The sequence below is a fragment of the Streptomyces sp. BBFR25 genome, assembly GCF_044590125.1.
GTDB lineage: Bacteria > Actinomycetota > Actinomycetes > Streptomycetales > Streptomycetaceae > Streptomyces > Streptomyces canus_D.
In genome coordinates this window covers 1,751,632-1,774,114 of sequence record NZ_CP172447.1, presented here as the reverse complement: position 1 = coordinate 1,774,114, position 22,483 = coordinate 1,751,632, and the positions used below count along the sequence as shown (strand labels likewise).

The 22,483-nt window shown below is 71.2% G+C and carries 21 protein-coding genes; 20 read left to right on the top strand and 1 reads right to left on the bottom strand.

The features are described 5' to 3' along the window. Positions 1 to 26: 26 nt before the first annotated feature. From ACGH52_RS07950 to nusB, 14 genes are all read left to right on the top strand, one after another. The gene (locus ACGH52_RS07950; protein WP_076973493.1) at positions 27 to 476 is read left to right on the top strand and encodes a DUF948 domain-containing protein; all 450 of its coding nucleotides are present in this window, start codon (positions 27 to 29) and stop codon (positions 474 to 476) included. Positions 477 to 483: 7 nt separating this feature from the next. Beyond that, entirely contained in the window at positions 484 to 846 is a 363-nt protein-coding gene (locus ACGH52_RS07945; RefSeq protein ID WP_059299533.1) for a hypothetical protein, read from the top strand. Continuing rightward, positions 846 to 3,518 (top strand): alanine--tRNA ligase, encoded by a 2,673-nt coding sequence (gene alaS, locus ACGH52_RS07940; RefSeq protein WP_059299532.1) that lies wholly within the window; start codon positions 846 to 848, stop codon positions 3,516 to 3,518. Before ACGH52_RS07945 ends, alaS begins: the two co-directional genes overlap by 1 nt. A 35-nt stretch (positions 3,519 to 3,553) precedes the next feature. Continuing rightward, on the top strand, positions 3,554 to 4,018 hold the full coding sequence (ruvX, locus tag ACGH52_RS07935) for a Holliday junction resolvase RuvX (RefSeq protein WP_046247773.1): 465 nt from the start codon (positions 3,554 to 3,556) through the stop codon (positions 4,016 to 4,018). 128 nt (positions 4,019 to 4,146) lie between these two features. Further along, complete coding sequence (gene mltG, locus ACGH52_RS07930) at positions 4,147 to 5,901, top strand: endolytic transglycosylase MltG (RefSeq protein WP_210976484.1); 1,755 nt, start codon at positions 4,147 to 4,149, stop codon at positions 5,899 to 5,901. Continuing rightward, positions 5,882 to 6,721: a shikimate dehydrogenase gene (locus tag ACGH52_RS07925; RefSeq protein ID WP_121702516.1), complete on the top strand. Its 840-nt coding sequence runs from the start codon at positions 5,882 to 5,884 to the stop codon at positions 6,719 to 6,721. Before mltG ends, ACGH52_RS07925 begins: the two co-directional genes overlap by 20 nt. Positions 6,722 to 6,768: 47 nt before the next feature. Further along, on the top strand, positions 6,769 to 7,140 hold the full coding sequence (locus tag ACGH52_RS07920; RefSeq protein ID WP_076973489.1) for a hypothetical protein: 372 nt from the start codon (positions 6,769 to 6,771) through the stop codon (positions 7,138 to 7,140). Positions 7,141 to 7,337: 197 nt separating this feature from the next. After that, the gene (gene aroC / locus ACGH52_RS07915) at positions 7,338 to 8,522 is read left to right on the top strand and encodes a chorismate synthase (protein ID WP_059299528.1); all 1,185 of its coding nucleotides are present in this window, start codon (positions 7,338 to 7,340) and stop codon (positions 8,520 to 8,522) included. Then, positions 8,519 to 9,034 (top strand): shikimate kinase, encoded by a 516-nt coding sequence (locus ACGH52_RS07910; protein WP_059299527.1) that lies wholly within the window; start codon positions 8,519 to 8,521, stop codon positions 9,032 to 9,034. Before aroC ends, ACGH52_RS07910 begins: the two co-directional genes overlap by 4 nt. Further along, positions 9,031 to 10,122, top strand: a complete 1,092-nt coding sequence (gene aroB / locus ACGH52_RS07905) for a 3-dehydroquinate synthase (protein WP_059299526.1) — start codon at positions 9,031 to 9,033, stop codon at positions 10,120 to 10,122. Before ACGH52_RS07910 ends, aroB begins: the two co-directional genes overlap by 4 nt. Positions 10,123 to 10,289: 167 nt before the next feature. Then, a complete protein-coding gene (locus ACGH52_RS07900; protein ID WP_210976485.1) occupies positions 10,290 to 11,186 on the top strand; it encodes a Pro-rich N-terminal domain-containing protein in 897 nt (298 codons plus the stop codon). A gap of 190 nt (positions 11,187 to 11,376) precedes the next feature. Further along, positions 11,377 to 12,483, top strand: coding sequence for an aminopeptidase P family protein (locus ACGH52_RS07895; protein ID WP_059299524.1), 1,107 nt, complete (start codon positions 11,377 to 11,379; stop codon positions 12,481 to 12,483). Between the two features lie 63 nt (positions 12,484 to 12,546). Continuing rightward, positions 12,547 to 13,113: an elongation factor P gene (efp, locus tag ACGH52_RS07890; protein ID WP_059299523.1), complete on the top strand. Its 567-nt coding sequence runs from the start codon at positions 12,547 to 12,549 to the stop codon at positions 13,111 to 13,113. Positions 13,114 to 13,115: 2 nt separating this feature from the next. Continuing rightward, on the top strand, positions 13,116 to 13,544 hold the full coding sequence (gene nusB, locus ACGH52_RS07885) for a transcription antitermination factor NusB (protein WP_121702350.1): 429 nt from the start codon (positions 13,116 to 13,118) through the stop codon (positions 13,542 to 13,544). 108 nt (positions 13,545 to 13,652) lie between these two features. Here the strand turns inward: nusB and bldD are convergent, their stop codons facing one another. Further along, entirely contained in the window at positions 13,653 to 14,156 is a 504-nt protein-coding gene (gene bldD, locus ACGH52_RS07880) for a transcriptional regulator BldD (protein WP_007447547.1), read from the bottom strand. 297 nt (positions 14,157 to 14,453) lie between these two features. Between bldD and pyrR the strand changes: the two genes are divergently transcribed. The 6 genes from pyrR to carB all read left to right on the top strand — a co-directional run bounded on the left by pyrR (position 14,454) and on the right by carB (position 22,420). Further along, on the top strand, positions 14,454 to 15,023 hold the full coding sequence (gene pyrR, locus ACGH52_RS07875) for a bifunctional pyr operon transcriptional regulator/uracil phosphoribosyltransferase PyrR (RefSeq protein WP_059299521.1): 570 nt from the start codon (positions 14,454 to 14,456) through the stop codon (positions 15,021 to 15,023). A 113-nt stretch (positions 15,024 to 15,136) separates the two neighbouring features. Further along, the gene (locus tag ACGH52_RS07870) at positions 15,137 to 16,117 is read left to right on the top strand and encodes an aspartate carbamoyltransferase catalytic subunit (protein WP_121702351.1); all 981 of its coding nucleotides are present in this window, start codon (positions 15,137 to 15,139) and stop codon (positions 16,115 to 16,117) included. A gap of 4 nt (positions 16,118 to 16,121) precedes the next feature. Continuing rightward, on the top strand, positions 16,122 to 17,408 hold the full coding sequence (locus ACGH52_RS07865) for a dihydroorotase (RefSeq protein WP_121702352.1): 1,287 nt from the start codon (positions 16,122 to 16,124) through the stop codon (positions 17,406 to 17,408). Then, positions 17,405 to 17,980: a hypothetical protein gene (locus ACGH52_RS07860; RefSeq protein ID WP_399938342.1), complete on the top strand. Its 576-nt coding sequence runs from the start codon at positions 17,405 to 17,407 to the stop codon at positions 17,978 to 17,980. The genes ACGH52_RS07865 and ACGH52_RS07860 overlap by 4 nt, the downstream gene beginning before the upstream one ends. Continuing rightward, positions 17,977 to 19,119: a glutamine-hydrolyzing carbamoyl-phosphate synthase small subunit gene (gene carA / locus ACGH52_RS07855; RefSeq protein WP_121702354.1), complete on the top strand. Its 1,143-nt coding sequence runs from the start codon at positions 17,977 to 17,979 to the stop codon at positions 19,117 to 19,119. The genes ACGH52_RS07860 and carA overlap by 4 nt, the downstream gene beginning before the upstream one ends. After that, positions 19,112 to 22,420, top strand: a complete 3,309-nt coding sequence (gene carB, locus ACGH52_RS07850) for a carbamoyl-phosphate synthase large subunit (RefSeq protein ID WP_399938340.1) — start codon at positions 19,112 to 19,114, stop codon at positions 22,418 to 22,420. The genes carA and carB overlap by 8 nt, the downstream gene beginning before the upstream one ends. Positions 22,421 to 22,483: the final 63 nt, after the last annotated feature.

Below are 22,483 nucleotides of genomic sequence, written 5' to 3'. Positions count from 1 at the left end.
GTTCAGGCACGTCTTTCAGGGAGCGGGTGCACACAGTGTCCGGTGGCGAGGTGGCCGGGATCCTGGTGGCCGTCTTCTGGGCGATCCTGGTCTCCTTCCTCGCCGTCGCACTGGCGAGGCTGGCCCAGACGCTCAGGACGACCACCAAACTCGTGGCGGACGTGACCGACCAGGCCGTCCCGCTGCTGGCCGACGCCTCCGCGGCGGTGCGCAGCGCGCAGACCCAGATCGACCGGGTCGACGCGATCGCCTCCGACGTCCAGGAGGTCACCTCGAACGCCTCCGCGCTGTCCACCACCGTGGCCTCCACCTTCGGCGGCCCGCTGGTCAAGGTCGCGGCGTTCGGATACGGCGTGCGCCGGGCACTCGGCGGTCGCAAGGAGGACATGTCCGCCCCGGCCGCCCAGGCGCGGCGTACCGTGATCGTGGGCCGTACGCTCCCGGCCGCGCGGCGGACGAAGCGGAAGAAGGGCTGACCGAGCGATGTTCCGCCGTACGTTCTGGTTCGGCACCGGCGTGGCCGCCGGTGTGTGGGCCACCACCAAGGTCAACCGGAAGCTCAAGCAGCTCACCCCCGACAGCCTCGCCGCCACCGCGGCGAACAAGGCGCTCGACGTGGGCACCCGGGTCAGGGACCGCGCGGTGGGTTTCGCGCTCGACGTCCGCGACAACATGGCCCAGCGGGAGGCCGAACTGGACGACGCGCTGGGCCTGAACGCCCCCGTCGACCGTGAACTGGCCGCCCCCCGGCACCCCTACGCCATCGAGAACAGCAACAGCAGCAACCCGAAGTACGTCGTCGACGACAGGACGACGCACTCGTACAACCGGAATGAGGACCACTGATGGAGTCGGCCGAGATTCGTCGCCGCTGGTTGAGCTTCTTCGAGGAGCGCGGTCACACCGTCGTCCCTTCGGCGTCGCTCATCGCGGACGACCCGACTCTGCTCCTCGTCCCGGCCGGCATGGTGCCCTTCAAGCCCTACTTCCTGGGTGAGGTCAAGCCGCCCTTCGACCGTGCCACCAGCGTGCAGAAGTGCGTGCGCACGCCGGACATCGAAGAGGTCGGCAAGACCACCCGCCACGGCACGTTCTTCCAGATGTGCGGCAACTTCTCCTTCGGCGACTACTTCAAGGAAGGCGCCATCAAGTACGCCTGGGAGCTGCTCACCAGCGCCCAGGACAAGGGCGGTTACGGCCTCGACCCCGAGCGCCTGTGGATCACCGTCTACCAGGACGACGACGAGGCCGAGCGCATCTGGCACGACGTCGTGGGCGTTCCCTCCGAGCGCATCCAGCGCCTCGGCAAGAAGGACAACTACTGGTCGATGGGCGTGCCCGGCCCCTGCGGCCCCTGCTCCGAGATCAACTACGACCGCGGCCCCGAGTTCGGCGCCGAGGGCGGCCCCGCCGTCAACGACGAGCGGTACGTGGAGATCTGGAACCTCGTCTTCATGCAGTACGAGCGGGGCGAGGGCATCGGCAAGGAGGAGTTCGAGATCCTCGGCGAACTGCCGAGCAAGAACATCGACACCGGCCTCGGTCTGGAACGCCTCGCGATGATTCTGCAGGGCGTGCAGAACATGTACGAGATCGACACCTCCATGGCCGTCATCAAGAAGGCCACCGAACTGACCGGCGTGGCCTACGGCGACGCCCAGGCCTCGGACGTGTCCCTGCGCGTGGTCACCGACCACATGCGCACCTCCGTGATGCTCATCGGTGACGGCGTCACCCCCGGCAACGAGGGCCGCGGCTACGTGCTGCGCCGCATCATGCGCCGCGCCATCCGCAACATGCGCCTCCTCGGCGCCACCGGGCCGGTCGTCAAGGACCTCATCGACGTCGTGATCGAGATGATGGGGCAGCAGTACCCCGAGCTGATCACCGACCGCGAGCGCATCGAGAAGGTCGCCCTCGCCGAGGAGAACGCCTTCCTCAAGACGCTGAAGGCCGGCACCAACATCCTCGACACCGCCGTCAGCGACACCAAGGCCGCGGGCGGCACCGTCCTCGCCGGTGACAAGGCGTTCCTGCTCCACGACACCTGGGGCTTCCCGATCGACCTCACCCTGGAGATGGCCGCCGAGCAGGGGCTCTCCGTGGACGAGGACGGCTTCCGCCGCCTGATGAAGGAGCAGCGGGAGCGCGCCAAGGCCGACGCCCAGGCCAAGAAGACCGGTCACGCGGGTGCCGGCGCCTACCGGGAGATCGCCGACAAGGCCGGTGCCACCGACTTCGTCGGTTACACCGACACCGAGAGCGAGTCCACGATCGTCGGCATCCTCGTCGACGGCGCCTCCTCCCCGGCCGCCACCGAGGGCGACGAGGTCGAGATCGTCCTGGACCGCACCCCGTTCTACGCCGAGGGCGGCGGCCAGATCGGCGACACCGGCCGGATCCGGGTCGACACCGGCGCCGTGATCGAGGTCCGCGACTGCCAGAAGCCGGTCCCGGGCGTGTACGTCCACAAGGGCGTGGTCCAGGTCGGCGAGGTCACCGTCGGTGCCAAGGCCCAGGCCTCCATCGACGACCGCCGCCGCAAGGCCATCGCCCGCGCCCACTCGGCCACCCACCTCACCCACCAGGCCCTGCGCGACGCCCTCGGCCCGACGGCCGCGCAGGCCGGTTCCGAGAACCAGCCCGGCCGCTTCCGCTTCGACTTCGGCTCGCCGTCCGCCGTGCCGACGGCCGTGATGACCGACGTCGAGCAGAAGATCAACGAGGTGCTCGCCCGCGACCTCGACGTGCGCGCCGACGTCATGGGCATCGACGAGGCCAAGAAGCAGGGCGCCATCGCCGAGTTCGGCGAGAAGTACGGCGAGCGCGTGCGCGTCGTCACCATCGGCGACTTCTCCAAGGAGCTGTGCGGCGGCACCCACGTGCACAACACCGCCCAGCTCGGCCTGGTCAAGCTGCTCGGCGAGTCCTCCATCGGCTCCGGCGTGCGCCGCATCGAGGCCCTGGTCGGCGTGGACGCCTACAGCTTCCTCGCCCGCGAGCACACGGTCGTCGCCCAGCTCCAGGAGCTGATCAAGGGGCGTCCGGAGGAGCTGCCGGAGAAGGTCTCCGCCATGCTCGGCAAGCTCAAGGACGCCGAGAAGGAGATCGAGAAGTTCCGCGCCGAGAAGGTCCTCCAGGCCGCCGGCGGCCTCGCCGACTCCGCCAAGGACGTGCGCGGCGTGGCCCTGGTGACGGGGCAGGTCCCCGACGGCACCACCGCCGACGACCTGCGCAAGCTGGTCCTCGACGTGCGCGGCCGCATCCAGGGCGGCCGGGCCGCGGTCGTCGCCCTGTTCACGACGGTCAACGGCAAGCCCCTCACGGTCATCGCCACCAACGAGGCCGCCCGCGAGCGCGGCCTGAAGGCCGGTGACCTGGTGCGCACCGCCGCCAAGACCCTCGGCGGCGGCGGTGGCGGCAAGCCCGACGTCGCCCAGGGCGGCGGTCAGAACCCGGCCGCCATCGGCGACGCCGTCGACGCCGTCGAGCGCCTCGTGGCGGACACCGCCAAGTGAGCACGCCCGAGAACGGAGGGACGGACGGCCCGGCGATGCGCCGCGGCCGCCGTCTGGCCGTCGACGTCGGTGACGCCCGCATCGGGGTCGCGTCCTGCGACCCCGACGGCATCCTCGCCACCCCGGTGGAGACCGTCCCCGGCCGCGACGTCCCGGCTGCGCACCGGCGCCTGAGGCAACTGGTCGCGGAGTACGAGCCCATCGAGGTCGTCGTCGGTCTCCCTCGCTCCCTCAAGGGGGGCGAGGGCCCGGCCGCGGCCAAGGTCAGGCGCTTCACGCAGGAGCTGGCCAAGGGCATCGCGCCCGTCCCGGTCCGGCTGGTGGACGAACGCATGACGACGGTCACCGCCAGCCAGGGGCTGCGCGCCTCCGGAGTGAAGTCCAAGAAGGGCCGGTCCGTCATCGACCAGGCCGCCGCTGTGATCATCCTTCAGCAGGCCCTCGAATCCGAACGGGTGTCAGGCAGGCCACCCGGCGAGGGCGTCGAAGTGGTCATCTGATCGCGGTACGGTAACGTTCCGCGCGATGCGGAGGCATTCGAACAGCCACCGCACAGCAAGAGGCGGAACGGAAGCGAGCCCTTCGACACAGGTCGCGCCCCCCGTCGCCTCGCGGCTCTAGGGGATCGATGACTGAGTATGGCCGGGGCGGCCCAGGCTCCGAACCGTGGCATCCCGAGGACCCGTTGTACGGGGACGGAGGATGGGGCGGACAGCAGGCCCACGCGGGTCAGCAGTCCCCCTACGGCGGCCAGCCGCAGCAGTATCCGGAGCAGCAGCAGGCGCAGCAGGGTTACGGCGACTGGAGCAACGGCGGCCAGGCGCCGTACGAGGGCGGGCAGCCGCAGTACGACCAGTACGGCCACCAGCACCCCGAGCCGCAGTACGACCAGTACGGTCACCCGTACGACCAGCGGCAGTACGACCAGCACCAGTACGGTGAGCAGCAGTACGACCAGCAGTACGCGCCCCAGGCCCAGCCGCAGCAGGGTCACGACAACGGCTGGGGCGGCGGCACACACCCCCAGGCGCAGTACCCGGCCGACCCGTCCGACCCCTACGGACAGCAGGCCGGCGGCTACGGCGCCGAGCAGCCCGACTTCTACGGCACCCCCGAGGCGTATCCGCCGCCGGAGCCGCCCACCCGGCGGCGCGCCGAGCCCGAGCCGCAGCGCACCGACTGGGATCCCGGCCCCGACGAGGGGGAGCACGCCTTCTTCGCGGGCGGGGACACCGACGAGGACGACGACGCGCCGGGCGGCGGCCGCGAGGGGCGCAGGCCACGGGGTGGCGGCAAGCCCAAGAAACGCCGCAGCGGATGCGCCTGCCTGGTGGTGTGCCTGGTGCTCGGCGGCGGCGTGGCGGGGGTCGGATATTTCGGGTACCAGTTTTACCAGGATCGTTTCGGCACGGCCCCGGACTACGCGGGCGAGGGCAACGGCGAGCAGGTGACCGTCACCATCCCCAAGGGCGCGGGCGGTTCCACGATCGGCCAGGAGCTGAAGCGGCAGGGCGTGGTGAAGAGCGTCGACGCCTTCATCGCCGCACAGCAGAGCAACCCGCGCGGCAAGAGCATCCAGGACGGCGTGTACACGCTGCAGAAGGAGATGTCGGCCGAGAGCGCGGTCGTGCTCCTGCTCAACCCGAAGAGCCGCAGCAACCTGATCATCGCCGAGGGCAAGCGCAACGCCGCCGTCTACGAGCTGATCGACAAGCGCCTCGGAGTGAAGGCGGGCACCACCGCCGAGGTCGCCAAGTCCGACTACAAGGAACTCGGCCTGCCCGAGTGGGCGCTGAACCACAAGGGCGTCAAGGACCCCCTGGAAGGCTTCCTCTACCCGTCCAGCTACTCGGCGGCCAAGGGGCAGAAGCCCGCGGACGTGCTCAAGCAGATGGTGGCACGTGCCAGCGAGCAGTACGAGAAGATCGGCCTCGAACAGAAGGCGGAGGGCCTGGGCCTGGAGGGCCCGTGGGAGCTGCTCACCGCCGCCAGTCTGGTGCAGGCGGAGGGCAAGACGCACGACGACTTCCGCAAGATGGCCGAGGTCATCTACAACCGGCTCAAGGAGTCCAACACCGAGACGAACCAGAAGCTCCAGTTCGACTCGACGTTCAACTACCTGATGGGCCAGAGCAAGATCCACATCAGCGAGTCCGAGATCAACAGCAACATGGACCCGTACAACACCTACACCAACCGGGGTCTGCCCCCCGGGCCCATCGGCAACCCCGGCGACGAGGCCCTGCAGGCGGCGCTCAACCCCACCGAGGACGGGTGGATCTACTTCGTGGCCACCGACGGGGTGCAGAAGACCGAGTTCGCCAAGACGCACAGCGAGTTCCTGAAGCTGAAGGACAAGTTCGATGCCAGCTCCGGCAACTGACCGGCGCCGGGCCGCCGTACTCGGCTCCCCGATCGCCCACTCCCTCTCCCCGGTGCTGCACCGCGCCGCCTACACGGAGCTGGGCCTCGCGGACTGGACGTACGACCGCTTCGACGTCGACGAGGCGGCGCTTCCCGGCTTCTTCGAGGAGCTGGGGTCCGAGTGGGCGGGGCTGTCGCTGACCATGCCGCTCAAGCGGGCGGTGATCCCGCTGCTCGACTCGATCAGCGAGACCGCCGCCTCCGTGGACGCGGTGAACACCGTCGTCTTCGGTGAGGACGGCCGCAGGACCGGCGACAACACCGACATCCCCGGCATCGTCGCCGCCCTGCGCGAGCACGGCATCGAGAAGACCGAGACCGCCGCGGTCCTGGGCGCCGGGGCCACCGCGTCCTCCGCGCTGGCCGCGCTCGCCCGGATCTGCACCGGGGAGGTCGCCGTCTACGTGCGCAGCGCGGCCCGCGCCGACGAGATGCGCGGCTGGGCGCGGCGGCTGGACGTCGACGTGCGCATCGCGGACTGGGCCGACGCCGAGGAGGCGCTGCGCGCCCCGCTGGTCGTGGCCACCACGCCGGCCGGCGCCACCGACGCCCTCGCCGCCGCCGTCCCCGAAAGGCCCGCCACCCTCTTCGACGTGCTCTACGACCCCTGGCCCACCGCGCTGGCCGCCCGCTGGTCTGCCTACGGCGGTGCCGTCGTCAGCGGCCTCGACCTGCTGCTCCACCAGGCGGTGCTCCAGGTGGAGCAGATGACCGGCCGGGCTCCCGCACCGCTGGCCGCCATGCGAAAAGCGGGGGAGCGGGCGCTCGCGGATCGCTAGGATCCCTCGGGTTCCGCAGGGGGCGGAACGGGAGGGGAAGACGTTCCATGTACACAGGTGTGCCGCTGGCCTCGGCCAAGAGCCAGATCTTCGAGGCCGTCCTGGGCTTCCTGCCCGACTGGGTGCAGATCACGGTGCTCGCCCTGATCGTGCTCGCCGTCGTCGCGAGCTGGGTGGTCAAGGTGCGGCGCGGGATCGCCCGGCGGCGCGCGCGTCGCGCGGGCCAGGCGCTGCCCGGGGCGGCGCGGCCGGACCAGGGCACCGGCGCCGACCACCTCGGGCCCTACGCTCCGGCGCGGCAGGCGCAGAGCAGCGGGGCCGACTTCCTCGGCCCCTACGCTCCGGCGCGGCGGCAGGAGAGCGGGGCCGACTTCCTCGGTTCCTACGCCCCGCCGCAGCAGGGCAACCGACCCGTCTGACGCCGCCCGGGTGTGCCCGCGCGTCCGCGCCCGCGTCCGTCCGGGCGTCCGGCACATGGACCGGCGACCTGGTCCGGCGGCCGGACGTGGGAGGATCGGAGGCGGCGGACCGGGGCCGCGCACCCGGTCGGACCGTCGCGTACGCGGAGCAGACACGTACGCGGGGCATACCGGGGCGCGAGCATTGAGGAGCACCGTTGAGCAGGTTGCGCTGGCTGACCGCGGGGGAGTCCCACGGTCCCGCACTCGTCGCGACGCTGGAGGGACTGCCCGCCGGCGTGCCGATCACCACCGAGATGGTGGCGGACCACCTGGCGAGGCGGCGGCTCGGCTACGGACGCGGTGCGCGGATGAAGTTCGAGCGCGACGAGGTCACCTTCCTCGGCGGCGTCCGGCACGGTCTGACCATGGGCTCCCCGGTCGCCGTCATGGTCGGCAACACCGAGTGGCCCAAGTGGGAGCAGGTCATGGCGGCCGACCCGGTGGACCCGGAGGTGCTGGCCGGCCTCGCGCGCAACGCCCCGCTGACCCGGCCGCGCCCCGGCCACGCGGACCTCGCCGGCATGCAGAAGTACGGCTTCGACGAGGCCCGGCCGATCCTGGAGCGCGCCTCGGCCCGGGAGACGGCGGCCCGGGTCGCGCTGGGCGCGGTGGCTCGGTCGTACCTCAAGGAGACGACCGGCATCGAGATCGTCAGCCATGTCGTCGAGCTGGCCTCGGCGAAGGCGCCGCACGGGGTGTACCCGACGCCGGCCGACGTGGAGAGGCTGGACGCCGACCCGGTGCGCTGCCTGGACGCGGACGCGTCGAAGGCGATGGTCGCCGAGATCGACCAGGCCCACAAGGACGGCGACACGCTCGGCGGCGTCGTCGAGATCCTCGCCTACGACGTGCCGGTGGGCCTCGGCTCGCACGTCCACTGGGACCGCAAGCTCGACGCGCGGCTCGCGGGTGCCCTCATGGGCATCCAGGCGATCAAGGGCGTCGAGATCGGCGACGGCTTCGAGCTGGCCCGCGTGCCCGGTTCCCAGGCCCACGACGAGATCGTGAGCACGCCCGACGGCATCCGCCGGGTCTCCGGCCGCTCCGGCGGCACCGAGGGCGGCCTCACCACCGGTGAGCTGCTGCGGGTGCGCGCCGCGATGAAGCCGATCGCGACCGTGCCGCGCGCCCTGAAGACCGTGGACGTGACCACCGGCGAGGCCGCGCAGGCCCACCACCAGCGCTCCGACGTGTCCGCGGTCCCCGCCGCCGGAATCGTCGCCGAGGCCATGGTGGCCCTGGTCCTCGCCGACGCGGTGGCGGAGAAGTTCGGCGGCGACAGTGTGACCGAGACCCGCCGCAACGTCACCTCCTACCTCGACAACCTGGCCATCCGATGAGCGCGCCGCTGATCGTCCTGGTCGGACCGATGGGGGTCGGCAAGTCCACCGTCGGGCAGCTGCTCGCCGAGCGCCTGGGCGCGGGCTACCGGGACACGGACGAGGACATCGTCACCGCCCAGGGACGGACCATCGCCGAGATCTTCGTGGAGGAGGGCGAGGCCGCCTTCCGGGCCCTGGAGAAGGAGGCCGTGCGCAGCGCGCTCGCCGAGCACGACGGCGTTCTCGCCCTCGGCGGCGGCGCGATCCTCGACGCCGACACGCGGGCGCTGCTCACCGGACAGCGGGTCGTCTACCTCTCGATGGACGTCGAGGAGGCCGTCAAGCGCACCGGCCTGAACGCGGCGCGCCCGCTGCTCGCGGTCAACCCGCGCAAGCAGTGGCGCGAGCTGATGGAGGCCCGTCGGCATCTCTACGAGGAGGTCGCCACGGCCGTCGTGGCCACGGACGGCCGCACGCCGGAAGAAGTCACCCGAGCCGCCCTGGACGCAGTGGAGTGGAAAGAAGCATGAGCGAAGCAGTCACCCGGATCCAGGTCGGCGGCACCGCGGGGTCCGACCCCTACGAGGTCCTGGTGGGCCGTCAGCTCCTGGGCGAGCTGGGCGGCCTGATCGGTGCCAAGGCAAAGCGGGTCGCGGTGATCCACCCCGAGGCGCTCGCCGAGACCGGTGACGCGCTGCGCGCCGACCTCGCCGAGCAGGGCTACGAGGCGATCGCCATCCAGGTGCCCAACGCCGAGGAGGCCAAGACCGCCGAGGTCGCCGCCTACTGCTGGAAGGCGCTCGGCCAGTCCGGGTTCACGCGCACCGACGTCATCGTCGGGGTCGGCGGCGGTGCCAGCACCGACCTGGCCGGATTCGTGGCCGCGACCTGGCTGCGCGGGGTGCGCTGGATCGCCGTCCCCACCACCGTGCTGGCCATGGTGGACGCGGCCGTGGGCGGCAAGACCGGCATCAACACCGCCGAGGGCAAGAACCTCGTCGGCGCCTTCCACCCGCCGGCCGGTGTCCTGTGCGACCTCGCCGCCCTGGACTCCCTTCCGGTCAACGACTACGTCTCGGGCCTCGCCGAGGTCATCAAGGCCGGCTTCATCGCCGACCCCGCGATCCTGGACCTGATCGAGTCCGACCCGCAGGCCGCGCGCACCCCGGCCGGACCGCACACCGCCGAGCTGATCGTGCGTTCCATCAAGGTCAAGGCCGAGGTCGTCTCGTCCGACCTCAAGGAAGCGGGCCTCAGGGAGATCCTCAACTACGGCCACACCCTCGGCCACGCCATCGAGAAGAACGAGCGCTACAAGTGGCGCCACGGCGCCGCCGTCTCCGTCGGCATGCACTTCGCAGCCGAACTCGGCCGCCTCGCGGGCCGCCTGGACGACGCCACCGCCGACCGCCACCGCTCCATCCTCGAAGCGGTCGGCCTCCCGCTGCACTACCGCCACGACCAGTGGCCCAAGCTGGTCGAGAACATGAAGGTCGACAAGAAGTCGCGCGGCGACGTGCTGCGCTTCATCGTCCTGGACGGCCTCGCCAAGCCCACCGTCCTGGAGGGCCCCGACCCGGCCGTCCTCCTCGCCGCCTACGGCGAGGTGGGCGAGTAGTACCCCGGTGCGTCGTTCCGCCCGATTCGCCGTGCGGGACGGGCACTTCGAGCCGCCCCCGGCCGTTCACCAAACGACGGCCGGGGGCGGTACCGTTCGGTAGCAAGACGGCGGGCCCCCTTCCCGCCGTCAGCGCCCATCGCCTGTACGAGACGGAGTGGCACCGGATGCAGCACCCAGTGGGTTCTCCGCTGCCGCCGCCCCACCAGCCGGGGCACGGACCGGCCCTCGGCTGGTCCCCGGCCGCACACCACCCTGGCCCGCCCCAGGGACCCGCCCCCGTACCGCCTGCCGCGCCGGGGTACCCCACGGCGCCGCGGCAGGCGCCGGCCCCGCACCCGGGCCCCGGCCCGGCGCCGCACCCGCCGGCCCCCGCCCCGGCACCCCATCAGCCGGCTCCCGTGCCGCCCCCGCCGGACACCACCGGGCATGTGCCGCTGCCGCCCGGCGGTCCGGTGGCCGTGCCCAGCGTGCCCCACGCCACCGCCGCCGCGCCCGACCCCACCTCGGCCACCCTCGCGGTGCTGCTCATCGGCCCCGCGGGCGCGGGCAAGACCAGCGTGGCCAAGTACTGGGCGGACCACCGCCGGGTCCCCACCGCGCACATCAGCCTCGACGACGTGCGCGAATGGGTCCGCTCCGGCTTCGCCGACCCCCAGACCGGGTGGAACGAGCACTCGGAGGCGCAGTACCGCCTCGCCCGCCGCACCTGCGGCTTCTCCGCGCGCAACTTCCTCGCCAACGGCATCTCCTGCATCCTCGACGACGCGGTCTTCCCGGACCGCCCGGTCGTCGGCCTCGGCGGCTGGAAGCGGCACGTCGGCCCCGGCCTGCTCCCGGTCGTGCTCCTGCCGGGCCTGGACATCGTCCTGGAGCGCAACGCCGAGCGCAGCGGCAACCGACGCCTCACCGACGAGGAGGTCGCCCGCATCCACGGCCGCATGGCCGGCTGGTACGGCTCGGGCCTCCCCATCATCGACAACTCCCAACTGGACATCCCGGAAACCGCCCACCTCCTGGACGAGGTCCTCTCCCGCTCGATAGCCAGCCCACCCACCTGGTAAGCGCCCCGAAGGGGCGCGGGGCTGTATCGACATGCGGCTCCGCCGCGGGGGCGCGACCAGCCCCCACCGGCCGGTCACACGCCACACAACAGCAAGCCCCCACCCCACTTGGCGCACCCCGCGTCCCCCGGCCCCGCCCACTCGGCCCACCCAAGCGGCACACCACCCGGCGGAGCCATACGCTCGGCTCATGTCAGAGGTCTACGCGGCCCGCCGGACGCGCCTACGGGAACGCTGCAACGCGGGCGGCAGCGCGGCGGCGCTCGTCTCCCGGCCCGCCAACGTGCGCTATCTCGCGGGCGCCGCCCCGCACGGGGCCGTGCTCCTGCTCGGCAGGACCGAGGACCTGCTGGTCCGCCCGGGCCCACCGGACGACCGGCCGACCGAGGGCCGGCCCGACGAGTCGCTTCCGGTCCGCACCCTGCCCGGCCCCGGCGGTGATCCGGCCGTCACGGCCACCGGCCTCGCCGCGGACCAGGGCGCCGAGTCGCTCGCCACGGAGGACCACCACCTCACCGTGGTCCGGCACCGTGCCATGCGCTCGGTCGCGCCGACGCTGCGCCTGACCGACCTCGGACAGGCCGTCGAACAGCTCCGGGTGGTCAAGGACGAGGAGGAGATCTCCTGCCTGCGCATCGGCGCCGAGATCGCCGACCAGGCCCTCGGCGAGCTGCTGGAGTCCATCCTGGTCGGCCGCACCGAGCGGCACCTCGCCCTGGAGCTGGAACGCCGCCTCGTCGACCACGGCGCCGACGGCCCCGCCTTCCCCACCTCCGTCGGCACCGGACCGAACTCGGGACGCCGCGGCCACCGGCCCACCGACCGCCGGGTGGAGGAGGGCGACTTCCTCTCCGTGTGCCTGGGCGCGACGTACCGCGGATACCGCTGCGAGATCGGCCGCACGTTCGTCATCGGCACCTCTCCGGCCGACTGGCAGATCGAGCTGTACGACCTCGTCTTCGCCGCCCAGCGGGCCGGACGCGAGGCCCTCGCACCCGGCGCCGCCTGCCGTGACGTGGACCGCGCGGCCCGCCAGGCACTGGACTCGGCGGGGTACGCGGAGCACCTCCCGGCACTCACCGGGCACGGTGTCGGACTCGAAATCGACGAGGACCCTCAATTGGCCCCCGCGGCCATGGGTAAACTGGACGCTTGTGTGCCGGTCACCGTCGAACCGGGGGTCCACCTCCCGGGCCGGGGCGGGGTCCGGATCGATGACACGCTCGTCGTGCGCCCCGAGGCGGACGGCGGACCCGAGCTACTCACCATCACGACCAAGGAGCTGCTCGCGCTCTAGCCTCGCGCTGTGCGTACGCTCCCGGGTCGTCCACGTCAGTCCAGTCCAGGAGATTCCGCAACCGTGGCTTCCACGAACGACCTCAAGAACGGCCTGGTGCTCAAGCTCGAAGGCGGCCAGCTCTGGTCCGTCGTCGAGTTCCAGCACGTCAAGCCCGGCAAGGGCCCGGCCTTCGTGCGCACCAAGCTCAAGAACGTGCTTTCCGGCAAGGTGGTCGACAAGACCTTCAACGCCGGCGTCAAGGTCGAGACGGCCACTGTCGACAAGCGTGACATGCAGTTCTCGTACATGGACGGCGACTACTTCGTCTTCATGGACATGGAGACGTACGACCAGCTGATGGTCGACCGCAAGGTCGTCGGCGACGCCGCCAACTTCCTGATCGAGGGCTTCGAGGCCACCGTCGCGCAGCACGAGGGCGAGGTGCTCTTCGTCGAGCTGCCGGCCGCCGTCGAGCTGACCGTCCAGGAGACCGAGCCGGGCGTCCAGGGCGACCGCTCCACCGGCGGCACCAAGCCCGCCACCCTGGAGACCGGTCACCAGATCAACGTCCCGCTCTTCATCACCACCGGTGAGAAGATCAAGGTCGACACCCGCACGAGTGACTACCTCGGCCGGGTGAACAGCTAACCGTGGCTGCTCGCAACACGGCCCGCAAGCGCGCCTTCCAGATCCTCTTCGAGGGCGATCAGCGCGGCGCCGACGTCCTGACGGTGCTCGCCGACTGGGTCCGGCACTCCCGGTCCGACACCCGGCAGCCGCCGGTCAGCGAGTACACGATGGAGCTGGTCGAGGGCTACGCCGAGCGCGCCAGGCGCATCGACGAGCTGATCGCCCAGTACTCGGTCGACTGGACGCTGGACCGCATGCCGGTCGTCGACCGCAACATCCTGCGCCTGGGTGCGTACGAGCTGCTCTGGGTCGACGCGACCCCGGACGCCGTCGTCCTGGACGAGATGGTGCAGCTGGCGAAGGAGTTCTCCACCGACGAGTCGCCCGCGTTCATCAACGGGCTGCTCGGCCGGCTGAAGGAACTCAAGCCCTCGCTGCGCCGGGAGTAGCCACACGAGCCGTGCCCGCGCCGCACACACGCAAGAAACCGCCGGGGTGGCCGGAACCGAAAGGTTCCGGCCACCCCGGCGGCACGTTTCTGCTGAGGTGGGCGAGGCTCAGAGCTCCTCGTGGGACGCCACCGCGCGGCGCGCGTCCGCGTCCAGGACGCCCCAGCTGATCAGCTGCTCGGTGAGGACCGAGGGCGACTGGTCGTAGATGACGGCGAGTGTGCGCAGGTCGTCCTGGCGGATCGAGAGCACCTTGCCGTTGTAGTCACCGCGCTGCGACTGGATCGTGGCCGCGTACCGCTGGAGCGGGCCCGCCTTCTCGGCCGGCACGGTGGCCAGGCGCTCCAGGTCGAGGACCAGCTTCGGCGGCGGCTCGGCGGCCCCGCCCGGGGTGGTGCCCGGCAGCAGCTCCTGCACGGGAACGCCGTAGAAGTCCGCCAGCTCGGCGAGGCGCTGCACGGTCACGGCACGGTCGCCGCGCTCGTACGAACCGACCACGACGGCCTTCCAGCGGCCCTGGGACTTCTCCTCGACACCGTGGAGGGAAAGGCCCTGCTGGGTGCGGATGGCCCGGAGCTTGGCCCCGAGCTGTTTGGCGTATTCGCTGGACATATGGCTCCCCGGACAAGGTGTCGACGCGGCAGGCTGTGTTGTCGGCCGCGCGGCTGGTAACTCACTGTGAGGTTACGCAGCGTTACTCTGCTGCGTCAAGCCGAATGGTCCGCACCGACTCTTCCGTGGTATTCGCGATCCGTTACTCCGACCGGGTGATCGGGGTGCGGCAGAAGGGTGACGGGGGAGTGTCAGGGGGGCCTCCTGCGATGTTCTGTGGGCCTGCTACCGTAGGTGGCGCATATCCGACGTCCTTTAAAGTCCGTCCCGTGAGGCGGAGAAGGGGGTCCGTTTCGTATGGACAAGCAGCAGGATGCCCGGCCCGTCCTTGAAGGGCCCGACATCGCGCGGGTACTGACCCGCATCGCCCACGAGATCGTCGAACGCGCCAAGGGCGCCGACGACGTGGTGCTCCTCGGCATTCCGACCCGGGGCGTCTTCCTCGCCCGGCGGCTCGCCGACAAACTGGAGCAGATCACCGAGCGCAAAATGCCGGTCGGCTCGCTCGACATCACCATGTACCGCGACGACCTGCGCATGCACCCGCCGCGCGCCCTGGCCCGCACCGAGATCCCCGGCGACGGCATCGACGGCCGCCTGGTCGTGCTCGTCGACGACGTGCTCTTCTCCGGCCGCACCATCCGCGCCGCCCTCGACGCGCTCAACGACATCGGCCGCCCGCGCGCGGTGCAGCTCGCCGTCCTGGTCGACCGCGGCCACCGCGAACTGCCCATCCGCGCCGACTACGTCGGCAAGAACCTCCCGACGTCGCTGCGGGAGACGGTCAAGGTCCAGCTCGCCGAGGAGGACGGTCGCGACACCGTGCTGCTCGGTGCCAAGCCGGACGCCCCGGGCGCCCACCCCTAGCACCCGCGTACGCGCCCGTCCGTGCCGTACGCCTGCTCGGCGCGCCCCCGCACGCGCCCGGCCGCCCGAATTATCCCGCTCTTCCGCATGAATCGCCCTACGGAGCCTGACAGATGCAGCGTCATCTCATCTCGGCCGCCGACCTCACCCGCGACGACGCCGTCCTCATCCTCGACACCGCCGAGGAGATGGCCCGGGTCGCGGACCGGCCGATCAAGAAACTGCCCACCCTGCGCGGCCGTACCGTCGTGAACCTCTTCTTCGAGGACTCCACCCGGACCCGGATCTCCTTCGAGGCCGCCGAGAAGCGCCTGTCCGCGGACGTCATCAACTTCACCGCCAAGGGTTCCAGCGTCTCCAAGGGCGAGTCCCTCAAGGACACCGCCCAGACCCTGGAGGCGATGGGCGTCGACGCCGTCGTCATCCGGCACAGCGCCTCCGGCGCCCCCTACCGCCTGGCCACCTCCGGCTGGATCGACGCCGCCGTGGTCAACGCCGGGGACGGCACCCACCAGCACCCCACCCAGGCCCTGCTCGACGCCTTCACCATGCGCCGCCGCCTGGTCGGCCGCGACGCCGGGCTCGGCAAGGACCTGGACGGCCGCCGGATCACGCTCGTCGGCGACATCCTGCACAGCCGGGTCGCCCGCTCCAACGTCGACCTGCTGCACACCCTCGGCGCCGAGGTCACCCTCGTCGCCCCGCCCACCCTGCTGCCGGTCGGCGTCGAGACCTGGCCCTGCGAGGTCTCCTACGACCTCGACTCCACACTGCCCAAGTCCGACGCGGTGATGCTGCTGCGCGTGCAGCGCGAGCGGATGAACGCCGCGTTCTTCCCCACCGAGCGCGAGTACTCCCGCCGCTACGGCCTCGACGGCGACCGCATGGCGCGGATGCCCGACCACGCCATCGTGATGCACCCCGGCCCGATGGTGCGCGGCATGGAGATCACCGCCGAGGTCGCCGACTCCGACCGCTGCACCGTCGTCGAGCAGGTCACCAACGGCGTCTCCATCCGGATGGCCGTCCTCTACCTGCTGCTCGGCGGCAACGAGCCCGCCGTGTCCCACGCCCGCCCCACCGAGGAGAAGTAAGAAGATGAGCAAGACCCTGATCCGCGGTGCGAAGGTGCTCGGCGGCGAGCCGCAGGACGTGCTGATCGACGGCACTGTCATCGAGGCGGTCGGCCGGAATCTGTCCGACGAGGGCGCGGAGGTCGTCGAGGCGGACGGCAAGGTGCTGCTGCCCGGCCTGGTCGACCTGCACACCCACCTGCGCGAGCCCGGCCGCGAGGACTCCGAGACCGTGCTGACCGGCACCCGCGCGGCCGCGAGCGGCGGCTACACCAGCGTCTTCGCCATGGCCAACACCTTCCCCGTCGCCGACACCGCCGGCGTCGTCGAGCAGGTCTGGCGGCTCGGCCAGGAGTCCGGCTACTGCGACGTGCAGCCCATCGGCGCCGTCACCGTCGGCCTGGAGGGCGCCAAGCTCGCCGAGCTGGGCGCCATGCACGAGTCCGCGGCCGGTGTCACCGTCTTCTCCGACGACGGCAAGTGCGTGCACGACGCCGTGATCATGCGCCGCGCCCTGGAGTACGTGAAGGCCTTCGGCGGCGTCGTCGCCCAGCACGCCCAGGAGCCCCGGCTCACCGAGGGCGCCCAGATGAACGAGGGCGTCGTCTCCGCCGAGCTGGGCCTGGGCGGCTGGCCCGCCGTCGCCGAGGAGTCGATCATCGCCCGGGACGTGCTGCTCGCCGAGCACGTCGGCTCCCGCGTCCACATCTGCCACCTGTCGACCGCCGGGTCCGTCGAGATCGTCCGCTGGGCCAAGTCCCGCGGCATCGACGTCACCGCCGAGGTCACCCCGCACCACCTCCTCCTCACCGACGAGCTGGTCCGGTCGTACAACCCGGTCTACAAGGTCAACCCGCCGCTGCGCACCGAGCGCGACGTGATGGCCCTGCGCGAGGCGCTCGCCGACGGCACGATCGACATCGTCGCCACCGACCACGCCCCGCACCCGCACGAGGACAAGGACTGCGAGTGGGCCGCCGCCGCCATGGGGATGGTGGGCCTGGAGACCGCGCTGTCGGTGGTGCAGGCGACCATGGTGGACACGGGCCTGCTGGACTGGGCCGGCGTCGCCGACCGGATGTCCTTCAAGCCCGCGCAGATCGGACAGGCCACCGGCCACGGCCGTCCCGTCTCGGCTGGTGAGCCCGCCAACCTCACCCTCGTCGAGGAGGCATACCGTGGCCAGGTGGACCCCGCGGGCTTCGCCTCGCGCAGTCGCAACACCCCCTACGAGGGTCGTGAGCTGCCGGGCCGTGTGACGCACACGTGGCTGCGGGGCAAGGCCACGCTCGTCGACGGGAAGCTCACGTGACATCTGTAGCACCGGTAATCCTGCTGGCCGCCGAGAAGGAATCGGCGGAAGTGACCGACTGGGCCGCCCGCGTCGGCTGGGTCGTCGGCCTCGGCCTCTTCGTCGCGCTCGTCTACTGGCTGATGCGCGAGGGCTGGAAGTGGCGCGGCACGCTCCAGGGCGACCTCCCCGAGCTGCCCAGCGCGCCGGACGACCCGGGCGCGGCGAAACTGGTGCTGAGCGGCCGCTACCACGGTTCCACCACCGCCAGTCAGTGGCTGGACCGCATCGTCGCGCACGGCCTGGGCACCCGCAGCCGGGTCGAGCTGACCCTGACGGACGCGGGACTGGACGTCGTACGCCCCGGCGCCGCCGACTTCTTCGTCCCCGTCGCCGCGCTGCGCGAGGCCCGTCTCGACAAGGGCATCGCCGGCAAGGTCCTCACCGAGGGCGGCCTGCTGGTCGTCACCTGGGCCCACGGCGACAAGCTGATCGACTCCGGCTTCCGCTCCGACCACGCGGCCGAGCACAACACCTGGGTCGACACCCTGAACGACATGATCAACAAGACGGAAACGGAAGGCGCACGATGACGACCTCCAGCAGGGGAGCCCACCGGACTCCCGCCGTACTCGTCCTGGAGGACGGCCGGATCTTCCGCGGCCGTGCCTACGGGGCCGTGGGGGCCACCTTCGGCGAAGCCGTGTTCTCCACCGGCATGACCGGCTACCAGGAGACCCTCACCGACCCGTCGTACCACCGCCAGGTGGTCGTCATGACCGCCCCGCACGTCGGGAACACCGGGATCAACGACGAGGACATGGAGTCCAAGAAGATCTGGGTCTCCGGCTACGTCGTGCGCGACCCCGCGCGCGTGCCCTCCAACTGGCGCTCCACGCGCTCCCTCGACGAGGAGCTGGCCGCCCAGGGCGTCGTCGGCATCTCCGGCATCGACACCCGCGCCCTCACCCGCCACCTGCGCGAGCGCGGCGCCATGCGCGTCGGCATCTTCTCCGGCCAGGCACTCCCCGACGAGGGCACCATGCTCACCGAGGTCCGCCAGGCGCCCGAGATGAGCGGCGCCGACCTGTCCGCCGAGGTCGCCACCACCGAGGCCTACGTCGTCCCGGCGATCGGGGAGAAGAAGTTCACCGTCGCCGCCGTCGACCTCGGCATCAAGGGCATGACCCCGCACCGCATGGCCGAGCGCGGCATCGAGGTGCACGTCCTGCCCGCCACGGCGAGCGTCGACGACGTCTACGCCGTGGAGCCCGACGGCGTGTTCTTCTCCAACGGCCCCGGCGACCCCGCCACCGCCGACCACCCGGTCTCCGTCATGCGGGGCGTCCTGGAACGCGGCACCCCGCTCTTCGGCATCTGCTTCGGCAACCAGATCCTGGGCCGCGCGCTCGGATTCGGCACCTTCAAGCTGAAGTACGGCCACCGCGGCATCAACCAGCCCGTGCAGGACCGTACGACCGGCAAGGTCGAGGTCACCGCGCACAACCACGGATTCGCCGTCGACGCCCCGCTCGACCAGGTCTCCGACACCCCCTACGGCCGCGCCGAGGTCTCCCACGTCTGCCTCAACGACAACGTGGTGGAGGGGCTCCAGCTCCTCGACCGGCCGGCCTTCAGCGTCCAGTACCACCCCGAAGCGGCGGCCGGTCCGCACGACGCCGCCTACCTGTTCGACCGCTTCGTGAAGCTCATGGAGGGCCAGCGTGCCTAAGCGCACCGATATCCAGTCCGTCCTGGTCATCGGCTCCGGCCCGATCGTCATCGGCCAGGCCGCCGAGTTCGACTACTCCGGCACCCAGGCGTGCCGCGTGCTCAAGGCCGAGGGCCTGCGCGTCGTCCTGGTGAACTCCAACCCGGCGACGATCATGACCGACCCGGAGATCGCCGACGCCACCTACGTCGAGCCGATCACGCCCGAGTTCGTCGAGAAGATCATCGCCAAGGAGCGCCCCGACGCGCTCCTGCCCACCCTCGGCGGCCAGACCGCCCTGAACACCGCCATCTCGCTGCACGGCAACGGCGTCCTGGAGAAGTACGGCGTCGAACTGATCGGCGCCAACGTCGAGGCCATCAACAAGGGCGAGGACCGCGACCTGTTCAAGGAGGTCGTGGAGGAGGTCCGCAAGAAGATCGGCCACGGCGAGTCCGCCCGGTCCTACATCTGCCACTCCATGGACGACGTCCTCAAGGGCGTCGACGCGCTCGGCGGCTACCCCGTCGTCGTCCGCCCCTCCTTCACCATGGGCGGCGCCGGTTCCGGCTTCGCCCACGACGAGGAGGAGCTGCGCCGCATCGCCGGGCAGGGCCTCACCCTCTCGCCGACCACCGAGGTGCTCCTGGAGGAGTCCATCCTCGGCTGGAAGGAGTACGAGCTGGAGCTGATGCGCGACAAGAACGACAACGTCGTGGTCGTCTGCTCCATCGAGAACTTCGACCCGATGGGCGTGCACACCGGCGACTCGATCACCGTGGCGCCCGCCATGACGCTCACCGACCGCGAGTACCAGACTCTGCGCGACGTCGGCATCGCGATCATCCGCGAGGTCGGCGTCGACACCGGAGGCTGCAACATCCAGTTCGCGGTGAACCCGGCCGACGGCCGCGTCATCGTGATCGAGATGAACCCGCGCGTGTCCCGCTCCTCCGCGCTGGCCTCCAAGGCGACCGGCTTCCCCATCGCCAAGATCGCCGCCAAGCTCGCCGTGGGCTACACCCTCGACGAGATCCCGAACGACATCACGCAGGAGACCCCGGCCTCCTTCGAGCCGACCCTCGACTACGTGGTCGTCAAGGCCCCCCGGTTCGCCTTCGAGAAGTTCCCGAGCGCCGACTCCACCCTCACCACCACCATGAAGTCGGTCGGCGAGGCCATGGCCATCGGCCGCAACTTCACCGAGGCCTTCCAGAAGGCGCTGCGCTCGCTGGAGAAGAAGGGCAGCCAGTTCACCTTCGTCGGTGAGCCGGGCGACAAGAAGGCTCTGCTCGAAGAGGCCGTCCGGCCCACCGACGGCCGGATCAACGCCGTCATGCAGGCCATCCGCGCGGGCGCCACGCCCGAGGAGGTCTTCGAGTACACGAAGATCGACCCCTGGTTCGTCGACCAGCTCTTCCTGATCAAGGAGATCGCCGACGAGCTGGCCGCCGCGCCCGAGCTGACGAGTGAGCTGCTCGCGGAGGGCAAGCGGCACGGCTTCTCCGACCAGCAGGTCGGCGAGATCCGCGGGCTGCGCGAGGACGTCGTCCGCGAGGTCCGGCACGCGCTCGGCATCCGCCCGGTCTACAAGACGGTCGACACCTGCGCCGCCGAGTTCGCCGCGAAGACGCCGTACTTCTACTCCTCCTACGACGAGGAGAGCGAGGTCGCCCCGCGCGAGAAGCCCGCGGTGATCATCCTGGGCTCCGGTCCGAACCGCATCGGCCAGGGCATCGAGTTCGACTACTCCTGCGTCCACGCCTCCTTCGCGCTGTCGGACGCCGGGTACGAGACCGTGATGGTCAACTGCAACCCCGAGACCGTCTCCACCGACTACGACACCTCCGACCGGCTGTACTTCGAGCCGCTCACCCTGGAGGACGTCCTGGAGATCGTCCACGCGGAGCAGCAGGCGGGCCCGGTCGCGGGCGTGGTCGTCCAGCTCGGCGGCCAGACCCCGCTGGGCCTGTCCCAGGCGCTCAAGGACAACGGAGTGCCGGTCGTCGGCACCTCGCCCGAGGCCATCCACGCCGCCGAGGACCGCGGCGCCTTCGGCCGGGTCCTCGCGGAGGCCGGCCTGCCCGCCCCCAAGCACGGCACCGCCACCACCTTCGCCGGGGCCAAGGCCATCGCCGACGAGATCGGCTACCCGGTCCTGGTGCGGCCCTCCTACGTCCTCGGCGGACGCGGCATGGAGATCGTCTACGACGAGACCCGCCTGGAGGCGTACATCGCCGAGTCGACCGAGATCAGCCCGTCCCGGCCGGTCCTGGTCGACCGCTTCCTGGACGACGCGATCGAGATCGACGTCGACGCCCTGTACGACGGCGAGGAGCTGTACCTCGGCGGTGTCATGGAGCACATCGAGGAGGCCGGCATCCACTCCGGCGACTCGGCGTGCGCCCTGCCCCCGATCACGCTGGGCGGCTTCGACATCAAGCGGCTGCGCGCCTCCACCGAGGGCATCGCCAAGGGCGTCGGCGTGCGCGGCCTGATCAACATCCAGTTCGCGCTGGCCGGGGACATCCTCTACGTCCTGGAGGCCAACCCGCGCGCCTCGCGCACCGTCCCCTTCACCTCGAAGGCGACCGCGGTGCCGCTGGCCAAGGCCGCCGCCCGCATCTCGCTGGGCGCGACCATCGCCGAACTGCGGGCCGAGGGCCTGCTCCCGGCCACCGGCGACGGCGGCGAGCTGCCGCTGGACGCGCCGATCTCCGTCAAGGAGGCCGTGATGCCGTGGTCCCGCTTCCGGGACATCCACGGCCGCGGCGTCGACACCGTGCTCGGCCCGGAGATGCGCTCCACCGGCGAGGTCATGGGCATCGACTCCGTCTTCGGCACGGCGTACGCCAAGTCGCAGGCGGGCGCGTACGGGCCGCTGCCCACCAAGGGCCGCGCCTTCATCTCGGTCGCCAACCGCGACAAGCGCTCGATGATCTTCCCGGCCCGTGAGCTGGTCGCCCACGGTTTCGAGCTGATGGCCACCTCCGGCACCGCCGAGGTCCTGCGCCGCAACGGCATCAAAGCCACCGTCGTGCGCAAGCAGTCCGAGGGCACCGGCCCGAACGGCGAGAAGACCATCGTCCAGCTGATCCACGACGGCGAGGTCGACCTCATCGTCAACACCCCGTACGGCACCGGCGGCCGCCTCGACGGCTACGACATCCGTACGGCGGCCGTGGCCCGCTCCGTACCCTGCCTGACCACGGTCCAGGCGCTGGCGGCGGCGGTGCAGGGCATCGACGCCCTCAACCACGGCGACGTGGGAGTGCGCTCACTCCAGGAACACGCCGAATTCCTGATCGCCGCCCGCGACTAGCAGCCCCGAGGGGGACACCGGAAACGGTGTCCCCCTCTTCATGAGCCCCAGAGCACCGCAGAG